This window comes from Streptomyces sp. NBC_00691, assembly GCF_036226665.1.
Taxonomy (GTDB): Bacteria; Actinomycetota; Actinomycetes; order Streptomycetales; family Streptomycetaceae; genus Streptomyces.
On sequence record NZ_CP109007.1, the window covers coordinates 5,171,142 to 5,188,043 of the forward strand.

At 70.3% G+C, this 16,902-nt stretch carries 15 protein-coding genes and 2 pseudogenes; 7 read left to right on the forward strand and 10 right to left on the reverse strand.

Annotation, left to right across the window (positions count from 1 at the left end):
* Window positions 1-44 precede the first annotated feature (44 nt).
* Complete coding sequence (locus tag OG392_RS23570) at window positions 45-1,097, forward strand: 4-hydroxy-3-methylbut-2-enyl diphosphate reductase (protein WP_443054848.1); 1,053 nt, start codon at window positions 45-47, stop codon at window positions 1,095-1,097.
* Between the two features lie 30 nt (window positions 1,098-1,127).
* Complete coding sequence (gene ppgK, locus OG392_RS23575; RefSeq protein WP_329282597.1) at window positions 1,128-1,871, forward strand: polyphosphate--glucose phosphotransferase; 744 nt, start codon at window positions 1,128-1,130, stop codon at window positions 1,869-1,871.
* A gap of 153 nt (window positions 1,872-2,024) precedes the next feature.
* Here the strand turns inward: ppgK and OG392_RS23580 are convergent, their stop codons facing one another.
* Complete coding sequence (locus OG392_RS23580) at window positions 2,025-2,660, reverse strand: DUF6542 domain-containing protein (protein WP_443054849.1); 636 nt, start codon at window positions 2,658-2,660, stop codon at window positions 2,025-2,027.
* Between the two features lie 263 nt (window positions 2,661-2,923).
* Here OG392_RS23580 and ychF point away from each other — a divergent pair, with 263 nt between their 5' ends.
* Window positions 2,924-4,012: a redox-regulated ATPase YchF gene (gene ychF, locus OG392_RS23585; protein ID WP_329282598.1), complete on the forward strand. Its 1,089-nt coding sequence runs from the start codon at window positions 2,924-2,926 to the stop codon at window positions 4,010-4,012.
* A 121-nt stretch (window positions 4,013-4,133) separates the two neighbouring features.
* Here the strand turns inward: ychF and OG392_RS23590 are convergent, their stop codons facing one another.
* Both OG392_RS23590 and OG392_RS23595 read right to left on the reverse strand, forming a co-directional pair.
* Window positions 4,134-4,526 carry a DNA-binding protein gene (locus OG392_RS23590; RefSeq protein WP_329282600.1) on the reverse strand — a complete coding sequence of 131 codons (393 nt, stop codon included), beginning with the start codon at window positions 4,524-4,526 and terminating at the stop codon, window positions 4,134-4,136.
* Window positions 4,526-4,777, reverse strand: a complete 252-nt coding sequence (locus tag OG392_RS23595) for a hypothetical protein (RefSeq protein ID WP_329282602.1) — start codon at window positions 4,775-4,777, stop codon at window positions 4,526-4,528. The genes OG392_RS23590 and OG392_RS23595 overlap by 1 nt, the downstream gene beginning before the upstream one ends.
* A 364-nt stretch (window positions 4,778-5,141) precedes the next feature.
* Here OG392_RS23595 and OG392_RS23600 point away from each other — a divergent pair.
* A pseudogene (locus OG392_RS23600) lies at window positions 5,142-5,525 on the forward strand (helicase-related protein); the annotation flags it as partial.
* Window positions 5,526-5,686: 161 nt separating this feature from the next.
* On the opposite strand, the gene OG392_RS23605 reads toward OG392_RS23600, so the two are convergent.
* From OG392_RS23605 to OG392_RS23635, 7 genes are all read right to left on the reverse strand, one after another.
* Window positions 5,687-7,027 carry a hypothetical protein gene (locus tag OG392_RS23605; RefSeq protein ID WP_329282604.1) on the reverse strand — a complete coding sequence of 447 codons (1,341 nt, stop codon included), beginning with the start codon at window positions 7,025-7,027 and terminating at the stop codon, window positions 5,687-5,689.
* Window positions 7,024-9,024 carry a hypothetical protein gene (locus OG392_RS23610; RefSeq protein WP_329282606.1) on the reverse strand — a complete coding sequence of 667 codons (2,001 nt, stop codon included), beginning with the start codon at window positions 9,022-9,024 and terminating at the stop codon, window positions 7,024-7,026. Before OG392_RS23610 ends, OG392_RS23605 begins: the two co-directional genes overlap by 4 nt.
* Entirely contained in the window at window positions 9,021-9,815 is a 795-nt protein-coding gene (locus OG392_RS23615) for a toll/interleukin-1 receptor domain-containing protein (protein WP_329282608.1), read from the reverse strand. Before OG392_RS23615 ends, OG392_RS23610 begins: the two co-directional genes overlap by 4 nt.
* 309 nt (window positions 9,816-10,124) lie before the next feature.
* Window positions 10,125-11,375: a helix-turn-helix domain-containing protein gene (locus OG392_RS23620; protein WP_329287413.1), complete on the reverse strand. Its 1,251-nt coding sequence runs from the start codon at window positions 11,373-11,375 to the stop codon at window positions 10,125-10,127.
* A 323-nt stretch (window positions 11,376-11,698) separates the two neighbouring features.
* Entirely contained in the window at window positions 11,699-12,178 is a 480-nt protein-coding gene (locus OG392_RS23625) for a hypothetical protein (RefSeq protein ID WP_329282610.1), read from the reverse strand.
* A 102-nt stretch (window positions 12,179-12,280) separates the two neighbouring features.
* Window positions 12,281-12,430 (reverse strand): hypothetical protein, encoded by a 150-nt coding sequence (locus OG392_RS23630; RefSeq protein WP_329282612.1) that lies wholly within the window; start codon window positions 12,428-12,430, stop codon window positions 12,281-12,283.
* Complete coding sequence (locus tag OG392_RS23635) at window positions 12,427-12,807, reverse strand: CPCC family cysteine-rich protein (RefSeq protein WP_329282615.1); 381 nt, start codon at window positions 12,805-12,807, stop codon at window positions 12,427-12,429. Before OG392_RS23635 ends, OG392_RS23630 begins: the two co-directional genes overlap by 4 nt.
* A 373-nt stretch (window positions 12,808-13,180) precedes the next feature.
* On the opposite strand from OG392_RS23635, the pseudogene OG392_RS23640 reads away from it, so the two are divergent.
* From OG392_RS23640 to OG392_RS23650, 3 genes and pseudogenes are all read left to right on the forward strand, one after another.
* Window positions 13,181-13,384 (forward strand): annotated as a pseudogene (locus OG392_RS23640) (cupin domain-containing protein); the annotation flags it as partial.
* Window positions 13,385-13,482: 98 nt separating this feature from the next.
* Entirely contained in the window at window positions 13,483-13,953 is a 471-nt protein-coding gene (locus OG392_RS23645; RefSeq protein WP_329282617.1) for a DIP1984 family protein, read from the forward strand.
* Between the two features lie 292 nt (window positions 13,954-14,245).
* On the forward strand, window positions 14,246-16,891 hold the full coding sequence (locus OG392_RS23650; protein WP_329282618.1) for an AfsR/SARP family transcriptional regulator: 2,646 nt from the start codon (window positions 14,246-14,248) through the stop codon (window positions 16,889-16,891).
* Window positions 16,892-16,902: the final 11 nt, after the last annotated feature.

The following is a 16,902-nucleotide window of genomic DNA, read 5'->3' on the forward strand; positions in this document are numbered from 1 at the left end:
TCGGCCACGGCACCGATCAAACCGCTCACCGACGCGGCCTTACGATGGGACGCATGACTGCAACGCCCGCGTCGACGCCCGATTCCGCCTCCGCGACGAACCGCCCGAAGCGTGTCCTGCTCGCCGCTCCCCGCGGCTACTGCGCGGGCGTGGACCGTGCCGTGATCGCGGTGGAGAAGGCCCTGGAGCAGTACGGCGCCCCGATCTACGTCCGGCACGAGATCGTCCACAACAAGTACGTCGTCCAGACCCTCGAGCGGAAGGGCGCCATCTTCGTCGACCAGGCGACCGAGGTGCCGCCGGGCAACATCGTGATGTTCTCCGCGCACGGCGTCGCCCCGACCGTCCACGAGGAGGCCCGTGAGGGCCGGCTCGCGACCATCGACGCCACCTGCCCGCTGGTCACCAAGGTCCACAAGGAAGCCGTCCGCTTCGCCAACGACGACTTCGACATCCTCCTCATCGGCCACGAGGGCCACGAGGAGGTCATCGGCACCTCCGGCGAGGCCCCCGACCACATCCAGCTGGTCGACGGCCCCGGCGACGTCGCCAAGATCGAGGTCCGCGACCCGTCCCGCGTCGTCTGGCTCTCCCAGACCACGCTCTCGGTCGACGAGACCATGGAGACGGTCGACGCGCTGAAGGAGAAGTTCCCGCAGCTCATCTCCCCGCCGTCCGACGACATCTGCTACGCCACGCAGAACCGCCAGATCGCGATCAAGGAGCTGGCCGGCCAGGCCGAGCTCGTGATCGTCGTCGGCTCGAAGAACTCCTCGAACTCGATCCGCATGGTCGAGGTCGCCAAGCAGGCCGGCGCCCCCGCCGCGTACCTGGTCGACTTCGCGAGCGAGATCGACGAGGCCTGGCTGGACGGCGTCACCAGCGTCGGTCTCTCCTCCGGCGCCTCCGTCCCGGACATCCTCGTGCAGGAGGTCCTGGAATGGCTCTCCGAGCGCGGTTACGCGGACGTGGAGATCGTCAAGACGGCCGACGAGTCCCTCACCTTCTCGCTGCCCAAGGAGCTCCGCAACAAGGACCTGCGGGCCGTGGCCGAGAAGCTGGGGGCGGGCACGCCCGCAGCGTCCGCCAAGGAGTAACCCGGCACCCCAGCCCGTACCGTGGATTCCATGAACGTCTTCGGAGTGGACATCGGCGGCTCGGGCATCAAGGGCGCCCCCGTGGACCTGGAGCGCGGGACGCTCACCGAGGAGCGCCACAAGGTACTGACCCCGCACCCCGCCACACCCGACGGTGTGGCGGGGTGCGTCGCGGAGGTCGTGGCGCACTTCGGCTGGACCGGACCGGTGGGGGTGACCTTCCCGGGAGTGGTGACCGGCTCGACCATCCGTACGGCGGCGAACGTCGACAAATCATGGGTCGGCGTGGACGCGGGCACCCTGCTGAGCGAACGCCTGGGCGGCCTCCCGGTGACCGTCCTGAACGACGCCGACGCGGCCGGAATCGCCGAGATGACCTTCGGCGCGGGCCGCGGCCGCAAGGGCACCGTGATCATGCTGACCCTCGGCACGGGCATCGGCTCGGCCCTCTTCGTCGACGGCCGCCTCGTCCCGAACACGGAGCTGGGCCACCTGGAGCTCAAGGGCCACGACGCCGAGACCAGGGCGTCGACGAAGGCCAAGGAGGACGAGGACCTCAGCTGGGAGCACTGGGCGACGCGCCGGGTGCGGAAGTACCTCGCGCACGTGGAGATGCTGTTCTCGCCGGAGCTGTTCATCATCGGCGGCGGGGTGAGCCGGAAAGCGGACAAGTTCCTGCCGCTCATCGAGGGCATCAGGGCGGAGATCGTCCCGGCGGAACTCCAGAACAACGCGGGGATCGTGGGCGCGGGGATGGCGGCGGGGGCGGCGTAGGGGCAGCCGGTCGCGGAGGAGGCCACGCAGACGGCGCGGGAACCAGCCGGCATGGCCGAGGGACGAAGGGCCGAGGGCACACGGATCGACGGCTCACAACATCCACGGGCCTACGGGCCTACGGGCCTCCGGGTCTCCGCGTCGACGGCCGTCCTAGGCGACGGGACGGCGGCGAGGAGTCCGGCCCGACGAGGGCCCCCTCCCACCGGCACCGGGCGCCTCACCGGCGGCGGAGGTTCCGGCCGGGGAGCCTGCGGCCGGGGTCGCGGCGGCGGTACGCACGAGGTGCTGGCGCCGTCCCATCTCCCGCACCTTCCGCACGCTCGCGATGAGCCCGGCGACGAGGGTCCCGCCGTACAGCCAGCCGGCGTGCACGGCGAGGGCGGTCACGACGGCCATGGCCTGGCCGCCGAAGCCGCCCGTGCCGCCCGCGATGGGGACGACGCCGACGGCGAAGGCGATGGGGACGCCGATGGGGGCGGTGACGAGGTCGGCGGTCCGGACCCAGAGCGCGGTCAGGGCGCTGACCGGCAGGAACAGCAGTCCGTAGACGACGGGGGAGCCGTCGAGGAGCAGCAGGTCGAGGAAGCCGAGCGTCAGCATGACGGCGGAGGCGAACAGCCCGGCGCCGAGCCCGGTGAGACGCGGCTGGGGGAGCCGCCGCAGCGCGAGGACGACGGGCGGCACGGGCCGTCCCGTCGGCTTCCCGGCCGCCGCTCCGTGTGCCCCGGCGCGCTGGACGCGGGGACCGCCGGGGCCCCGCCGGGTCCGGCCGGTCACCCGGTACACCGCCGCGCCCTCCACGAGCGCGGGCGGCGGGGTGACAGGCGGCGTGACGGGGGTTTGCGGCCGTCGGCGGCCTTGCGGCTGACTTGTCCTGTGCTGCTCCACTCCACCAACGTAGGTCGGGAAGGGGTGGGAAGCTGGTCCGGGACACGCCCTTTGGGTGACCTTGCCCCCGAGAACGACCGAAGGTCGGCGTCACTGGCCGGTTCGGCCCGCCCGTAAACTGGGGGATCGGCCCCCCATCCACACTTCAGGAAGTCGCCACCGTGTCGCTCACGATCGGAATCGTCGGTCTGCCGAATGTCGGCAAGTCGACCCTGTTCAACGCCCTGACCAAGAACGACGTGCTGGCGGCCAACTACCCGTTCGCCACGATCGAGCCCAACGTCGGGGTCGTCGGTGTCCCGGACGCCCGCCTGACCAAGCTCGCGGAGATCTTCAGCTCCCAGCGCGTCCTCCCGGCGACGGTCGACTTCGTCGACATCGCGGGCATCGTGCGCGGCGCGAGCGAGGGCGAGGGCCTCGGCAACAAGTTCCTGGCGAACATCCGCGAGTCGGACGCCATCTGCCAGGTCATCCGCGCCTTCAAGGACGAGAACGTCGTCCACGTCGACGGCAAGGTCTCGCCGAAGGACGACATCGAGACGATCAACACGGAGCTGATCCTCGCGGACCTCCAGACGATCGAGAAGGTCCTGCCGCGCCTCCAGAAGGAGATGCGGATCAAGAAGGACACGGCGCCGAAGGTCGCCGCCGTCGAGGCCGCGCAGGCGATCCTGGAGAGGGGCGACACCCTCTTCTCGCAGGGCATCGTGCAGGGATCGGAGAAGGCGGAGCTCCTCCACGACCTGCACCTCCTCACCACCAAGCCGTTCCTCTACGTCTTCAACGTGGACGAGGACGAGCTGACGGACGACGCGTTCAAGGCCGAGCAGAGCGCGCTGGTCGCGCCGGCGGAGGCGATCTTCCTGAACGCGAAGCTGGAGCAGGACCTGACGGAGCTGGACGAGGAGGACGCCATGGAGCTCCTCCAGTCCGTCGGCGCCGAGGAGCCGGGCCTGGCGATCCTCGCCCGCGTCGGCTTCGCGACCCTGGGCCTCCAGACCTACCTGACGGCCGGCCCGAAGGAATCCCGCGCCTGGACGATCAAGCAGGGCGCGACGGCCCCCGAGGCGGCCGGTGTGATCCACACCGACTTCCAGAAGGGCTTCATCAAGGCCGAGGTCATCTCCTTCGCCGACCTGGTGGAAACCGGCTCGGTAGCCGACGCCCGCTCGGCCGGCAAGGCCCGCATGGAGGGCAAGGAGTACGTCATGCAGGACGGCGACGTGGTGGAGTTCCGCTTCAACGTGTGACGTTTCGTCAAGAACTGTGCCCGACCCGGTTGTTGGCGGGTCGGGCGCAAGCCTTTGTCCGCAGGGAGCCCTCGCCCTCGTGATGAGGGGCAGTGACAGGTCCGGTCGGCGTGAGGCCGTCTCAGACCTTGACGACCTCGACAGAAGGGCCGCACAGGAGTGTCAGATCCTCGGGGTCGGACGTGAGGACCGTGACCGGCCGGGGTGCGTTGCGGGCGATGACGGCGAAGGCGGCATCGATGGCGTACTTGTGGCCGTGGAGGTGATGGGCGCGCAGAAGCGCGGCGGCCTGGTCGGTGATCTCCTTGGTGACGTCGTGAACGTCGACGCGGGAGAGGATCCACTTGATACGGGCCGGGTGGATGCGCTCGTAGTCGGCCTCAAGCGTGGTCATGGCGCTGGTGGCGACGCGGATGCCCTCTTCCGAGGCCGCTTGGACCAGGGCCACGACGGTACGGTCCTTGAGGTAGAGCTTCGAGAGGCCTTCGCTGTCGAGCAGGAGGGTGCCGGGCATCAGGCGGCGGCCCCGCCGGACCGCCGGTGGTCGTGCCGCAGCAGCGCCCGGGCGGCCTCGACCTCCTCGCGGGCGAGAGCTTCGTTGTCGGTCTCGAAGTCGGCGACGATCTCCCGGAGCTTGTCCATGGCGACCCGTTGTTCGAGTGCCTCGGCGACGTAGGCGGAGAAGCTGCCGGGGCCGACATGGGCGCGTACGGCCTCGGCGAGGTCCTCGGGCAGGCTGATGGAGTACTTCTTGCTACCGCTCATGCCGCTGATCCTACCGGCGGTCGTAAAGCTCTGTTGATGAAACCTCATGCAGGCCCAACCGGTCTGTGCCGACTTTTCCCATGTCCCGGAGATCGCAAGAAACGGCCTCTGACCTGCAGCAGCGCAGATCGGAGGCGTCCGGTGGGGCCTCGGCATCCTGTCCGGACTGGACGAACACCCTGTCCAGGGCCGGATTGGGCGGTGGGAGGACGAGGGGACTGCGAGAGATGGGATGGGACGCGTGGTGCGTAGTGAGCTGGACACGGTTGCGAGGGGAGCGTGACGCGTGACGGTAAGAGGCGGCGCAGGCAGTGGCCGGTGACCGCGCCGGGGTGGTCGAGGCGGTGCGGGCGGCGTTGAAGCCGTCTCCAACTTCAAGTACGTGCTGGGAGTGGTGAAGGCAGCGCTCGCTGCGGGTCCCACTGCCGGTACTCCGATGTTCGGTCCGCTCACCGGCATCGTCCCGGCCGGACGACGGCGGCAGATCGTAGACGACTTCGTCGGGGTCTCGGGACCAGCATTGCTCCTGGCGCAGATCCAGGCGGCCGGTGCCGGCCTCAATATGCAGGCTGCCTCCGTCGTGATCATCTGCGACCCGCAGATCAAGCCGATCATCGAACACCAGGCAGCGGCCAGGGCCCACCGCATGGGCCAGGTCAGGCCGATTCACGTGCATCACCTTCTCGCCACCGGGAGAGCGGATGAACACATGGTGAGGATCCTGGAGGAGAAGATCTGTCTGTTCGATCTCCTCGGACCTCCGTGTTCGCATTGCCGTTTCTCGCGACTGTGCGCAAGGGGTCTGGGGGCAAACTCGGCGATGGGCTTGCACGAGCCCCAAGACAGGAAAGGCTCCCCTGCCGCGGTGTGCAGGGAAGGGGAGCCTTAGAGAGTCGACCGTCTACCGGATCAGATCCCGTTCTCCTCGTCCTCGTCCCATGGACCGGGTTCGGCGGGCCGGCGCGGGCTGTGCGACGGGTCCCAGAAGTGGGGAGACGGAGTGTCGTCCTCGCTCGTCTCCCATCGATCCTGGCGCTGGTCCCCGGTGTTCGCGCTGCCCTCCGCTGTCCTCGGCGCGAACGTGCTCGCAGTGGGGGCCACGTACGGGTCGGTGAACGGCGGGCCTTCCGGGGCCGGGGAGCGAGGCGGCCAGGGGCCGGTGGTGTTCCCCTCGCTCGAAGGCTCGTCCTCCGGGCCCTCGCCGGGAGCCAGGCCAAAGGCCCGCCTGATCTCGTCGGCGGCCTCGTCCAGCCCCTCCGTTTTCAAGAACCTCATTACGCGGTGCGCGAGCACCGTGTAACCGTCCATGTCCGGCTTCAGGCCTGCCTCTGTCAGCAACAGGCGCAATCGATCCGAGACCCCTACTTCCTCCTCGCGGTCGAAAACGCCTCCTTCGTGGTCGCCCCCGTCCCACAGCGGGCCCCCGGCGGTCGCTTCGCTCCGTGCGCCCACGGGTGGGACGAGCAGGTGGCGGAAGAGCTCGGGCACTTCCTCGTCGTTGGCCGCCGCCGCGACCTGGGCGAGCGGGCCGATCATGTCGACCGCCTTCTCGATTTCGTTCTCGTGGCGGGCGAGCCACCACACCACCGCGCTGCCCGCGCTCTTGAGCACGTCGTCACCGAGGTAGCGCCGCTTGTTGCGCTCGTGCTGACGTTCGTACTCCCAGATCTCCTCGTCCTTGCGAAGATCGTTCAGCTTCTGCAGGCGTTCGCGGTCGGCTGGGGCGAGGGCCAGCGTCACATCGGCCGCCATGGCCTTCACCCGCCCGCTCAGGTCCGGGAGCAGGATGCCCAGCTGCCCCTCCAAGAGGTACCGTGCGAAGCTCGCCCGGCCGGGTTCCTCGTGACGGACGACCTCCAGGGCTCGGCTGACGACCGAGGACACGGCGAGGGCTGAGGAGGTGCTGTCGGCTTGGCCGGCATGGTCGGGGACCGGCCTCCACCACACGGTGGCGGAGAAGAGGAAGTCGTAGCCGTCCGTCGCGCTCGGCAGCACCGCGTCGACCACCCGTGCCTCCTGGTACGGCTGCTCCGTCGGCACCGCGGGCGGCTCGGGTTCCCCGGGCTCGTACGGGTCGACGGACGTGTGGCCACCGCTGAGGACCGTCATCACGAGCAGCAGGGAACCGGAGGCCGTGACCATGGACATAAAGCCCCACAACCACGCCGACCAGTCCAGAAAGTGTCCGAGCACAGCCGGTGCGAGGCCGCAGAGAGCGACGAACAGCAGGCTGGGAAAACGATGTTTCATCGTTCCTCTTCCGTGGTCCGTGGTTGGGCGCCCGCATGCTCCGTACTCTCCGTGCGGGCGTACTGCGCTTGGTCGATGTGCTGCCAGAAGAGGGTGGCGACGGCCGCCCGGGACGGGTGGGGCGCAGACCGTGCCCAGCCGCAGGCGATGAGGTAGAGGCGGTGGAGAGCGGTCGTGCGGCCGTGCGTCGCCCTGACCATCACGTCCAGCGACATCTCTTGCGTGCGGTCGTCCGCCACGGTGTCCAGCCAACTGCTCACCAGCGGGTTCCAGAGTTCAGTCGGCGGTTGGGAGAACACCGCCTTCCAACCCAGGAACAGGTCCGACCAGCGAGGCGGGTCCGGCGCTCGGTCGCTCCTCAACAGCTCTGTGAGCAGAAGGAGATGGGGATTCGCCCTGTGTGGTTCCTGATGCGACCGGTCCCGCAGGCGGTCGATCAGCAGTCGGTAGAGCCGACGGTCACGGCCGGCAAGGTCGAGAAGCGCTTCCCGGGCCTCGTGCGCTGTCTCCCCCCTCCGCACGGCGAGGTGGTGGAGGCGCACCATGGCTTGATCTGGGTGTGTCGCGCCGAGGCTCTGGTGACAGGCGGTCGTCAGGACACGGGCCAGGCCGTCAGACAAGGAGCCGGACCTCGTGACGCACTCGTACGTCCGCCTGCGGAACCATCCCCCGAACTCCTCATGCCGGAGACCGAGTTCGAGGGCCGTCGCGGCCCGCGGATCGCCGGATGCCCTGGCCGCGCGGTTCGCCCAGCGCACCACGAGGCCGAAGAGGTGGTCGGGCCGCCCGACGGCCAGAGACTGCTCGCCGAAGCGGACGACGACGTCCACCTGGTCGTCGATGGTCAAACCGTCCAGCCCGGCGCCGCAGTCGATCCAGTCCCTGAGGTCGTCGCGTACCCCGGGGAAGTTCGCCCAGAAGTACGTCCGTACCGCGTCGGCGTAGGCCAGCCGCTCGAAGCGGAGCCGTCCGTCCGGGGATCGCTCGATCCCGAGCACTTTCAACCGCTCCCCGAAGCCCGTCTGCGCGAACTCGGAGGTCACCTCCTCCTTGTGTCCCACCTTCTTCATCAAGTCTTGCCATGCCTCGTAGACGGTGTCAGCGCGAGCCCCCTCGAACACCGCCGCCGCGAGAAACAGGGCCCGCTCGGGCGCGGTGCGGACCGCGACCATCTGCCGACCCACCTCACCGGCACGGTCGGTCACCGCATGTATCGCCTGGTCGAGCCATCCCGCGAAGTCGGATCCGAACCGGCCACTGTCACGGGCGGCTTTCACCAGCCCCGCGAGCCGCGCCAGTTCCCGCATGGGGGAGCGGCCGCACAAACGTTGGAGGTCGGCGCTCCCCAGATCCGCAGGGCGGAAGGCCATCCGGTCCATACGGAGGTACCGGGTGACGACAGCGATGCCCCGGGGGCGTTCCAGCTTCACTCTGTGCGGTTCGAAGTCCGGCGCATGGGCGTGCTCCATGACCGACGGCAGGACGACGACCATGTGGGCCCCCGCCTCCTGAACCTTCGACCGGTGCACGGCCAGACGGCGCTGGGCCGTGGCGTACTCCTCTTCGTCGGTGATCCCGGAGAGGTCGAGAAGAAAACGGTCCCCCTCACCGGGGGCGAGTGGCTTATCGTTCCTGTGCTCGTCCTTGGCTGTGGCGGGAAGCTCCTCGACCCGGACCCTCTCCTCGTCGGCGCTCTCGTCCTCACCGAACCTGTGCAGCAGCATGATCGCCGCGGCACGGCGGCCGCTGCCGGGCGGTCCCTCCAGCAGCACCACCGCCCCCGGTTTCTCCAAGTGGTCGGCGGCGATGCGGTAGCCCCTGGGGGGAACGAACCGGTTGGCCAGGCGCATCCGGTCCTCGCGGGCGATCCGGAGGGACTCGACCCCTTTGCGGGTCATCCAGTCCGTGCCAGCGCCGTAGAAGACGTACTGGTGTCCCTCGCCGTTGTTCACCGGGCCGCGCGGATCGTTGACGGTGACGCGGTCCTGCTCGGTCATCGCCCGTCGTCCGAGCGTCGGCGCTCGCGCTCGAAGCGCTGGTGGACCGTACCGCTGTTGTCGCCCGCGGTGAACTGGACCCCGGTGTTGTCGCCCTCGAAGTGAGGCGCGTTGTACTGATGGCCCCGACCGGTGTTCACGGGCCCCTGCGGCTCGTTGACGAAGGTGCCGGACAGGTCTCCGTTGAGGTTTCCGATGCCGCCACGCACGCGCTGTTCGACGTCACGCGTTCGCATCCTGATGTGCCCGATGTCCCCGGTCGACTTCTCGCGTGACTTTGCCTCCGTCCGCTCCTTTGCCGCACGGCCGTCGCGGTCCACCTTGCTCAGCTCGGGCAGCAGCCGGGAGAGGGTGTCCCCGAGCGTCGTCAGGTCCGATTCGGCGTTGCGGTGGTCGAACCGCCTGTACTGGAAGTCCGCCAGCTCCAGCAGATCGTCCGGAAGGACGGTGCGATCGATCCGCGTGGCCTTTCCGACTAGCACGGGGATCACCAGGACTCCACGGTCGAGCGCGGTCTGGATCTCACGACGGGTCCAGTCCTGTTCGGCTTCGAGCGCGGGGCGGCCGTCGGCCCCCCGTACCTCCGCCCAGCGCGGGCCGATCACGGCGAGGAGCGCCTCGCATTCCTCCACCGCCCTGACCAGTTCCACCGGGAAACGGCGTCCGGGATCAATCGAGTTGCTGGCGAAGAAGATCCGCTCGTCGCCGAACCTCCGGGCGAGTTCCCGAGCGATCATGGTCGCGGCGGACTCCTCGTCGCCTGTGCGGTAGTTGACGAAGACATCGGGCATGGAAGGTTCCCTTCGTGAGAGAAAGACGAGTGAACGGGCGCGGGGCTGCGGACCGGGGTTCCGGTTTACCCGAGCCATCAGGTCCCGACCGTGTGACGGCATGACGCGTCCACGGAAGGGCGTGCGAATGGAGGGGCACCGCCTGTGCATCACTGGCTGCGGGCAGCCCGGAGAAGCCGGGGGCGCGATGTGACGCGTCGGGCGGGAATCAGAGAGGCCTGCCGGGGATCGTGGGATCCGGGAAGCCGGAAGGAGCGGGTAATGGGGCGAGCCGGGCGGCTCGAGTCCGTGTCGGTCGTGGAGCGGCTGTCAGCCGTGCGCGGGGGCGAGTACGCGTGCCAGCGCGGGCTGCAGATCACGCACGGCGCGGCTGCTCCGGAACCGGGACAGTTCCTGTGCGAGGCGTCGGACGTCGCTGTTCACCGTCGCCGAGGGCACGGCCGGCATCACTCCCAGGAGCTCCCCGGCGATCGCGCACGCGTGCTCGACCTCCCCGGAGGCGGCATGTGCCAGGGACCTGCGGAAGCCGTACCGGGCGCGGGTACGCAGCGCGTGCGGCGGAAGGCGACGGCACTCTCGGTCGAGTACCTCGGCAGCGGCCTTGGGACGCCCGAGGTCGTACAGACACCAGCCGGTCGACATCGCCGCCGGATCGCTCACGTGTGAAGTGCCGATCACGGGCTCGGCGCCGTTGAGGGTGTCGTCGGCGAGCAGTTCCCGCGCCCTGTCGAGGCTGCGGAGGCAGTCGACTTCGTTGCCGACGAGCGCGTGCCCTTGGGCCTCTCGTTGGGCCGCGAGTCCCCTGATGCGCGATGGGAGTTCGCTGCTCTGGGCGCGGCGGGCCAGCGCGACGGTGCCAGCGGCGTCCCCGCCGTACATGGTGACCAGGGCGCGCCGCACCAGTGCGTAGGAACCGAGGTGCGGGTCACCCCCGGCGCGCGCCAGTTCGACGGCCTCGCCCGTCCAGTCGAGTGCCGCGTCGCTGTCCCCGGCCTCCTGGGCCATCCAGCCGGTGAACTCCGCGAACCGCGAGGCGAGCAGGAGCGCGGGGGCCCGGGAAGCGGACCGGATGTCGGAGACGAGCCCGGCGATCATGCGGGTCTGCGTCTCCAGCAGGGGCAGCAGGATTTTGGGAGCGGTGGACTGACCGAGCTTTCGCAGCTGGTCGAACTGCGTGCGATAGGAGCCCAGTAGGGGGGCGTCGGCGGAGGACAACGCCTGACTGCCGAGTTTCAGGCCGAGGTCGATCAGTACTCCGGTACCCGCCGAGAGGACTGCCCGACGCCCGACGAGCCAGCGGCTCGGACCGGCGGGGGATTCGGCGGTACCCGAGTCCGAGTCCGCTTCGGGGCGGGCGGCCAGGCGCTGCAGCTCGCCGTCCGCGCCGAGGAAGGCGTCACACCGCCGGGCCAGTTCGGGGGACGCGGAACGCTCTCCGCGCTCGACCTTGCTGAGGTGCCCCTTGTCGTAGTTGAGTGCCACGGAGAACTCGGTAAGAGTGAGCCCCGCTTCCACTCGTAAACGACGAAGTTCCGGGCCAAAACGTAAAGTCGTGCTCATCATCAACCTCCCCTTGAACAGTGACCGCGAGGGCCGTCCGCTCTCGACGTTGAACACCTGCTGTAACGGTGTCGTTTCGCTTCGCGTCCGAAAGTGAGTCTGGCACGACCCTCGTCTGGAGAACCGGGGTTCGGTGGCGTTGCCCGTTGCCTCTTTCGTTCTTCGTTGTTCCCCGCCCGTTCCGCGGAGTGACCGGGATTGACCATGATCGGAACAGAGTGTTCGAGAGTGGCAGGACCATGGGTGGGGTCCCGCCTTCACGAAGTCGCAGCGCTCGATCATGCAACCGCAGCTGGTCTTTGCGGGTGCCGGGACGCTGTCGGTCACTTTCCCGGGCGCAGGTCGGTGCGGTCGATCCAGGTGGGGGCGACGAAGACGTTGTCGCCGATGGGGGCTTCGGAGGCTTCCAGCAGGGACCAGGTGCGGGACTCCTCGACCAAAAGCTCCCAGGGCGCGGTCCAGTCGAGTTCCCAGTTCAGGCCGGTGTCGGAGATGCCGTACGTGCGGCCGGCGTCCACCCGCCGGAACTGGGCGTAGAGGATCACCTGGGCGTGGTCGGCCAGGTCATTGATGACCTCGGGAAAGCGGGCCGAGGGCCAGCCCGGGGCGTCGTTTGCTGCGGCGGCTCGCAGGCGCGCGGTGAGCGGCGGGACGAACGGGGCGCGGGCGCCGAGTTCAGTCAGGGCCCAGCGGATGCCTTCTGGCTCGCTCCAGTCCGGTGGCGTCGCCCGTTCCAGGTAGGCGGGGTAGGCGCGACGCAGGGGCTCGACCGCGCCGTCGATCTCCAGGCTCGCCAGGGCCATCACCGCCCATTCCCGGACGGGTGGAGTCGTCGCTGCGCAGGAGGGCGATCAGAGCGGGGCCGCAGCGCGGGTCCGCCACCTCTTCGAAGACCTCGATGGCGGTCAGCTGCCCGAAGCCGCCGAGGGGGGCAGTCCGTCGATGATGGCGGGGATGGCGTCGGACCCGATACCGATCAGTTCCGCGCGGGTGTCGTACGACGGGCCGGTCGAGTCGTCGAGCTGCTGGATGAGTCTCTCGGTGTGGGTGGTCATGGGTGGTCCCGGCGCCAATAGGTGGGGAGCCACCAGCAGAGCACCGAGCGGTCGTCTGGCCACGGGGCGCGGTCCTCGGATTCCCAGTCCTCGAAGGAGTCGCGCGTCAGGTCGATGGGCCGCCAGGCGGGGTCGAGCGGCTCGTCCTCGGCCGGCGGGCGGACAAACCGGCGGCCGTGCTCATCGCAGGCGCCGAAGTCCTGGTAGTTCCGCTGGGCCTCAATCAAGGAGACCTTGTTCGCCCCGCCTGCCATGGTCGGCCAGCGGAACTGGACCCCGTCGTCCTCCCAGAAGCAGACAGGGCAGATCTCGAACGAGCCGGGCATCTCGTCCAGCACGCGGTGCCCGCAGCAGGGACAGGGGTAGGAGTTGCTCACCTGCGCAGTCTCCTTGCAGGCCCAGCCGGTGTGCCAGGGATTTCGCCGCCTCGGAGCCTCCGGCCAGTCCGCAGCCAGTCCGCAGGACACCCGTAAACAGGCGTCTGGAGCCAACGCACGCCAACAAGGAAATCCCAGGTCAGGGATCTGGAGGGGGCTCCGCCGCAGGTCAGGATCAGGCCGCAGACGTTCCGCTTCAACGTCTCGGCGCGTCGTCCCCGCGCGTTGGTCGCTCTCGTCGAACGTGCGGGTCGGAAGGGGTCGGGCTCCGGCGAGTCCGACCCCTTCCGTGCTCCCGTGCTGACGTGGTGCCGACTTCTCAGCTGCTTCGGGGTGGCGTCAGCTTGTCGAGGTCCAGGGCTGGGTCGATGCGCGGAAGGGCGACTTCCTCTACGTGCCCCAAGGCGGGCTGCACGCCTTCCGCAACGACTCGGACGCCCCCGCCGAGATGCTGATGATCTTCGCCCCGGGTGCCGCGCGCGAGGAGTGCTTCGAGGGTCTGGCCGCGATGGCGGACGCGACGGACGAGGAGCGCGCGGAGTTCTTCGTCCGTCATGACTCCTACTTCGTCGAGTAGCGGCGGCGGGGTCCGCGTGCCGGGGTGCGGCCGGTCCGCGGTGGTGTCCGACGGCGGGCATACTTTCAGCCGGAATCATCGTGGTGGAGGTGCGGGTCGTGAAGCTTGCCGAGGCGCTGGTGCTGCGGGCGGATGCCGCGCGGCGGGTCGAGCAGTTGCGGTCCCGGGTGGTCGGCAGCGCCCGGTACCAGGAGGGCGAGGAGCCCGCCGAGGACGCGGCCGCCCTGCTGGCCGAGACGGGCGAGGTCCTGGCGGAGCTGGAGGGGTTGATCCGGCGGATCAACCGGACCAACGCCCAGGCCGTCGTCGAGGGCGGGGGCACGCTCACCGACGCGCTGGCGCGGCGTGACGTGCTGCGGCTGCGGCACTCCGTCGTCACGTCGGCCGCCGACGCCGCCGCCGGGCGGGACCAGCACGGCATGGTGCGGCAGCTGCGGTCCGAGCTGAAGATGCTGTCGGCGTTCCCCGTGGCGCCCCTGCGGGCGCAGGCCGATGTGCTGGCGCGGGAGATCCGTGAGGTCGACGTGCTGATCCAGCGGTCGAACTGGGAGGTCGACCTGCTGGACTGAGCGAGTCGTTCGACGTGGAGCAGGTAGTCGCCCCGAAGGCGTGCACAAGCCGAGGACCGGCGGTACATCCGGTTCATCCTGGCGCGTGGGGAGCAGCGCAGGGGTTCGATCCCCCTTTTTACACAGCCGCTCAGCACAGCGCACAGGTAACCGTGCACAACGCACAGTTCATCACCATGTGCAGATTCGGACGACGAGGGCGGGATCGGGGATCTCCACGTCACGGTCGACCCTCCCACCCCACGTATCCTCGACTGCTGGGGAACGGGGGCAGGATCGCGGAGGTGTACTGGTGGAGTTCCGGCTGCTCGGCTCCGTTGCGCTGGTGACGGAGGACGGGGACGTAGCCCTGGGGCCCGCCAAACGGTCCAGCCTTCTCGTCATGCTGTTGCTACGGCCCAACAGCGCGGTGAACGTCAATCAGCTGATCGACGCGCTCTGGGAGGAGGAGCCGCCCACCCACGCCAAGACCGTGCTCCAGGGACACGTCTCGCGGCTGCGGGCGCTTCTCGCCGAGCACGGGGCGGAGGCGTACGGGGTCGAGCTCGCCACCCAGGGGTCGGCGTACGTGCTGCGGATGCCGGAGTCCCTGGTGGACGCGCACCGCTTCGAGGAGCTCGTGGCGCTCGCCGGGGTGCAGCGGCGCCCCGCCGACGCGGTACGGATGCTGCGGGAGGCCTTGTCGTACTGGCAGGGTCCCGCGCTCACCGGGACCGTGCACAGCCGCCCCCTCGAAGCCGCCGCCGGGGGGCTCGAGGAGCTGCGCCTCGCCTCCGTCGAGTCGCTGGCGGAGGCGTACGGAGCGCTCGGCGAACACGCCAGGGCCGCCGCCGTCCTGCGTACCGAGGCTGTCGCGCACCCCCTGCGGGAGTCCCTCGCGGCCGCGCTGATGCTGGCCCTCGGCCGCTCGGGCCGACAGTCCGACGCGATCGACTGGTACCACCGCACCCGGCGGCTGCTCGCCGAGGAGCTGGGCGTCGATCCCGGCGAGACGCTCAGCGAGGCGTACGCCACACTGCTCCGCTCCGCCGAGCCCGTGACCGCACCCCGGCCCGTGCCTCCCGTCGCGGTCCCGGCGCCGGAGGGGCTGCCGCGCGCCCCGCGCGGATTCACCGGGCGCGGCGCGGAACTCGCCGCCCTCGACCGGGTCGTGCGGGGCGGCGAAGGGCCCGTCTGCCTGGTCACCGGGCCCGCCGGCGTCGGCAAGACGGCCTTCGCCGTCCACTGGGCGTACGAGCGCCGCGCCGACTTCCCCGACGGGCGGCTCTTCGCCGACCTGCGGGGCTTCAGCAACACCCCGGCCCCCGAGACCGCCGGCGTCCTCCGCGAATTCCTGCTCGCGCTCGGAGTCCAGCCGCAGCGGATCCCCGAGGCCGTCGAGGCGCGCGGTGCCCTGTTCCGCTCCCTGACCGCCGGCCGCCGACTGCTCGTCGTCCTCGACAACGCGCGCTCCTCCGAGCAGGTCAGGCCCCTGCTGCCGGGCGGCGACCACTGCGCCACCCTGGTCACCAGCCGCGACCGGCTCGGCGGCCTCATCGCCTCCGACGCGGCCCGGCCGGTGCCGCTCTGCCATCTCCCCCCGGCCGATTCCGAGGCGCTGCTCACCACCGTCCTCGGCGAGACGCGGGTCGCCGCCGAACCGGCCGCCGCCGCTCGGCTCGCCGGACTCTGCGACGGCCTGCCGCTCGCGCTGCGCGTGACGGCCGCCCGGCTCGCCGAGCGCCCCGGGTGGACCCTCGGCGCGATGGTCGGCGAACTCGCCGACGAGCAGAGCCGGCTCCTGCTCCTCGACGTCGAGGACCGGGGCGTCTCCGCCGCGCTGCACCTCACCGTGCAGCAGCTGCCCGACTCCGCGGCCCGGCTGTTCCGCGCGATCGGCCTGCACACCGGCTCCGACCTGGACCGGTTCGCGGCCGGCGCGCTCGTCGGCACGTCCCCGGCGCAGGCCTCCGTCGACCTGGACCGGCTGGCCGCCGCCCATCTGCTCACCGAGCCCGTCCCGGGCCGCTGGATGCCGCACGACCTGGTACGGCTCTACGCCCGCCACCTCGCCGAGGACGCCGATCCCGAGGGCCTGCGGCGCCTCTTCGACCACTACCTGTACACGGGGCTCGCGGCCGACGCGGCGGCCGAGCCGGGCTCCCAGCCCTGCTACTCGCTGCCCGCCGACGCCCGCCGCCCCGCCGCGACCCTCGAGTTCGAGGACCGGACGGCGGCCCTCGACTGGTACGTGGCCGAGCGCGCCGCCCTGGAGGGCGCCGTCACCGCAGCGGCCGCCCTCGGCCTGCACGACCGGGCCTGGCGGCTCGCCCTGGTGCAGTGGCCGCTGATGCTCATGCGGATCGGGGACGGCTGGACGCCGCTCCTGGAGGCCGGACTCGTCTCCGCCGAGCACGTGGGCGACTTCGACGCGCAGTCGCGGACCAGGGCGCTGCTCGGCTGGATCCTGCACGAGGAGGGCCGGGACGCCGAGGCCCTCGTCCATCTGGAGAAGGCGCCCGGCCTGGCCGCCCGGGCCGGCGACACGATCAGCGAGGCGATCGCGTACGTCAACCACGCCGCCGTCCTGGACTCGACGGGGGAGCACGAGCGCGCCGGGCTGCTCATGGTGCACGCCGTCTCGCTGGCCGACCGCACGGGCCATCCGTCCACCCAGGTGCTCACCCTCCATCATCTGGCGGGGCACTGCATGAACGCGGGGGACTATCACGCGGCGCTCGCGCACACCCTTCGCGCCGGGGAACTCGTCGCACCCGACGCGGTGGTCGTCCAGGCCCAGCTGCAGATCGTCAAGGGCGAGGCGCTGGCCGGCATCGGTCGTGTCGAAGAGGCCGCCGACCAGCTGGAACGTGCGATCGCGGCGTCCGACGCGGCCGGTTTCACGGAGGGTTCGGCGCGGGCGGCGGCGCGGCTCTCGCGCCTGTCAGCGGATCGTTAGCGGTACGCAAG

What these genes read in the sequence shown, in the direction of transcription:
- OG392_RS23615 (WP_329282608.1), bottom strand. Translation starts at nt 9,815, where the DNA reads ATGCCCGATGTCTTCGTCAACTACCGCACAGGCGACGAGGAGTCCGCC.
- OG392_RS23620 (WP_329287413.1), bottom strand. Translation starts at nt 11,375, where the DNA reads ATGAGCACGACTTTACGTTTTGGCCCGGAACTTCGTCGTTTACGAGTG.
- OG392_RS23570 (WP_443054848.1), top strand. Translation starts at nt 45, where the DNA reads ATGGGACGCATGACTGCAACGCCCGCGTCGACGCCCGATTCCGCCTCC.
- OG392_RS23605 (WP_329282604.1), bottom strand. Translation starts at nt 7,027, where the DNA reads ATGAAACATCGTTTTCCCAGCCTGCTGTTCGTCGCTCTCTGCGGCCTC.
- OG392_RS23625 (WP_329282610.1), bottom strand. Translation starts at nt 12,178, where the DNA reads ATGGCCCTGGCGAGCCTGGAGATCGACGGCGCGGTCGAGCCCCTGCGT.
- OG392_RS23595 (WP_329282602.1), bottom strand. Translation starts at nt 4,777, where the DNA reads ATGAGCGGTAGCAAGAAGTACTCCATCAGCCTGCCCGAGGACCTCGCC.
- OG392_RS23590 (WP_329282600.1), bottom strand. Translation starts at nt 4,526, where the DNA reads ATGCCCGGCACCCTCCTGCTCGACAGCGAAGGCCTCTCGAAGCTCTAC.
- OG392_RS23630 (WP_329282612.1), bottom strand. Translation starts at nt 12,430, where the DNA reads ATGACCACCCACACCGAGAGACTCATCCAGCAGCTCGACGACTCGACC.
- ppgK (WP_329282597.1), top strand. Translation starts at nt 1,128, where the DNA reads ATGAACGTCTTCGGAGTGGACATCGGCGGCTCGGGCATCAAGGGCGCC.
- OG392_RS23610 (WP_329282606.1), bottom strand. Translation starts at nt 9,024, where the DNA reads ATGACCGAGCAGGACCGCGTCACCGTCAACGATCCGCGCGGCCCGGTG.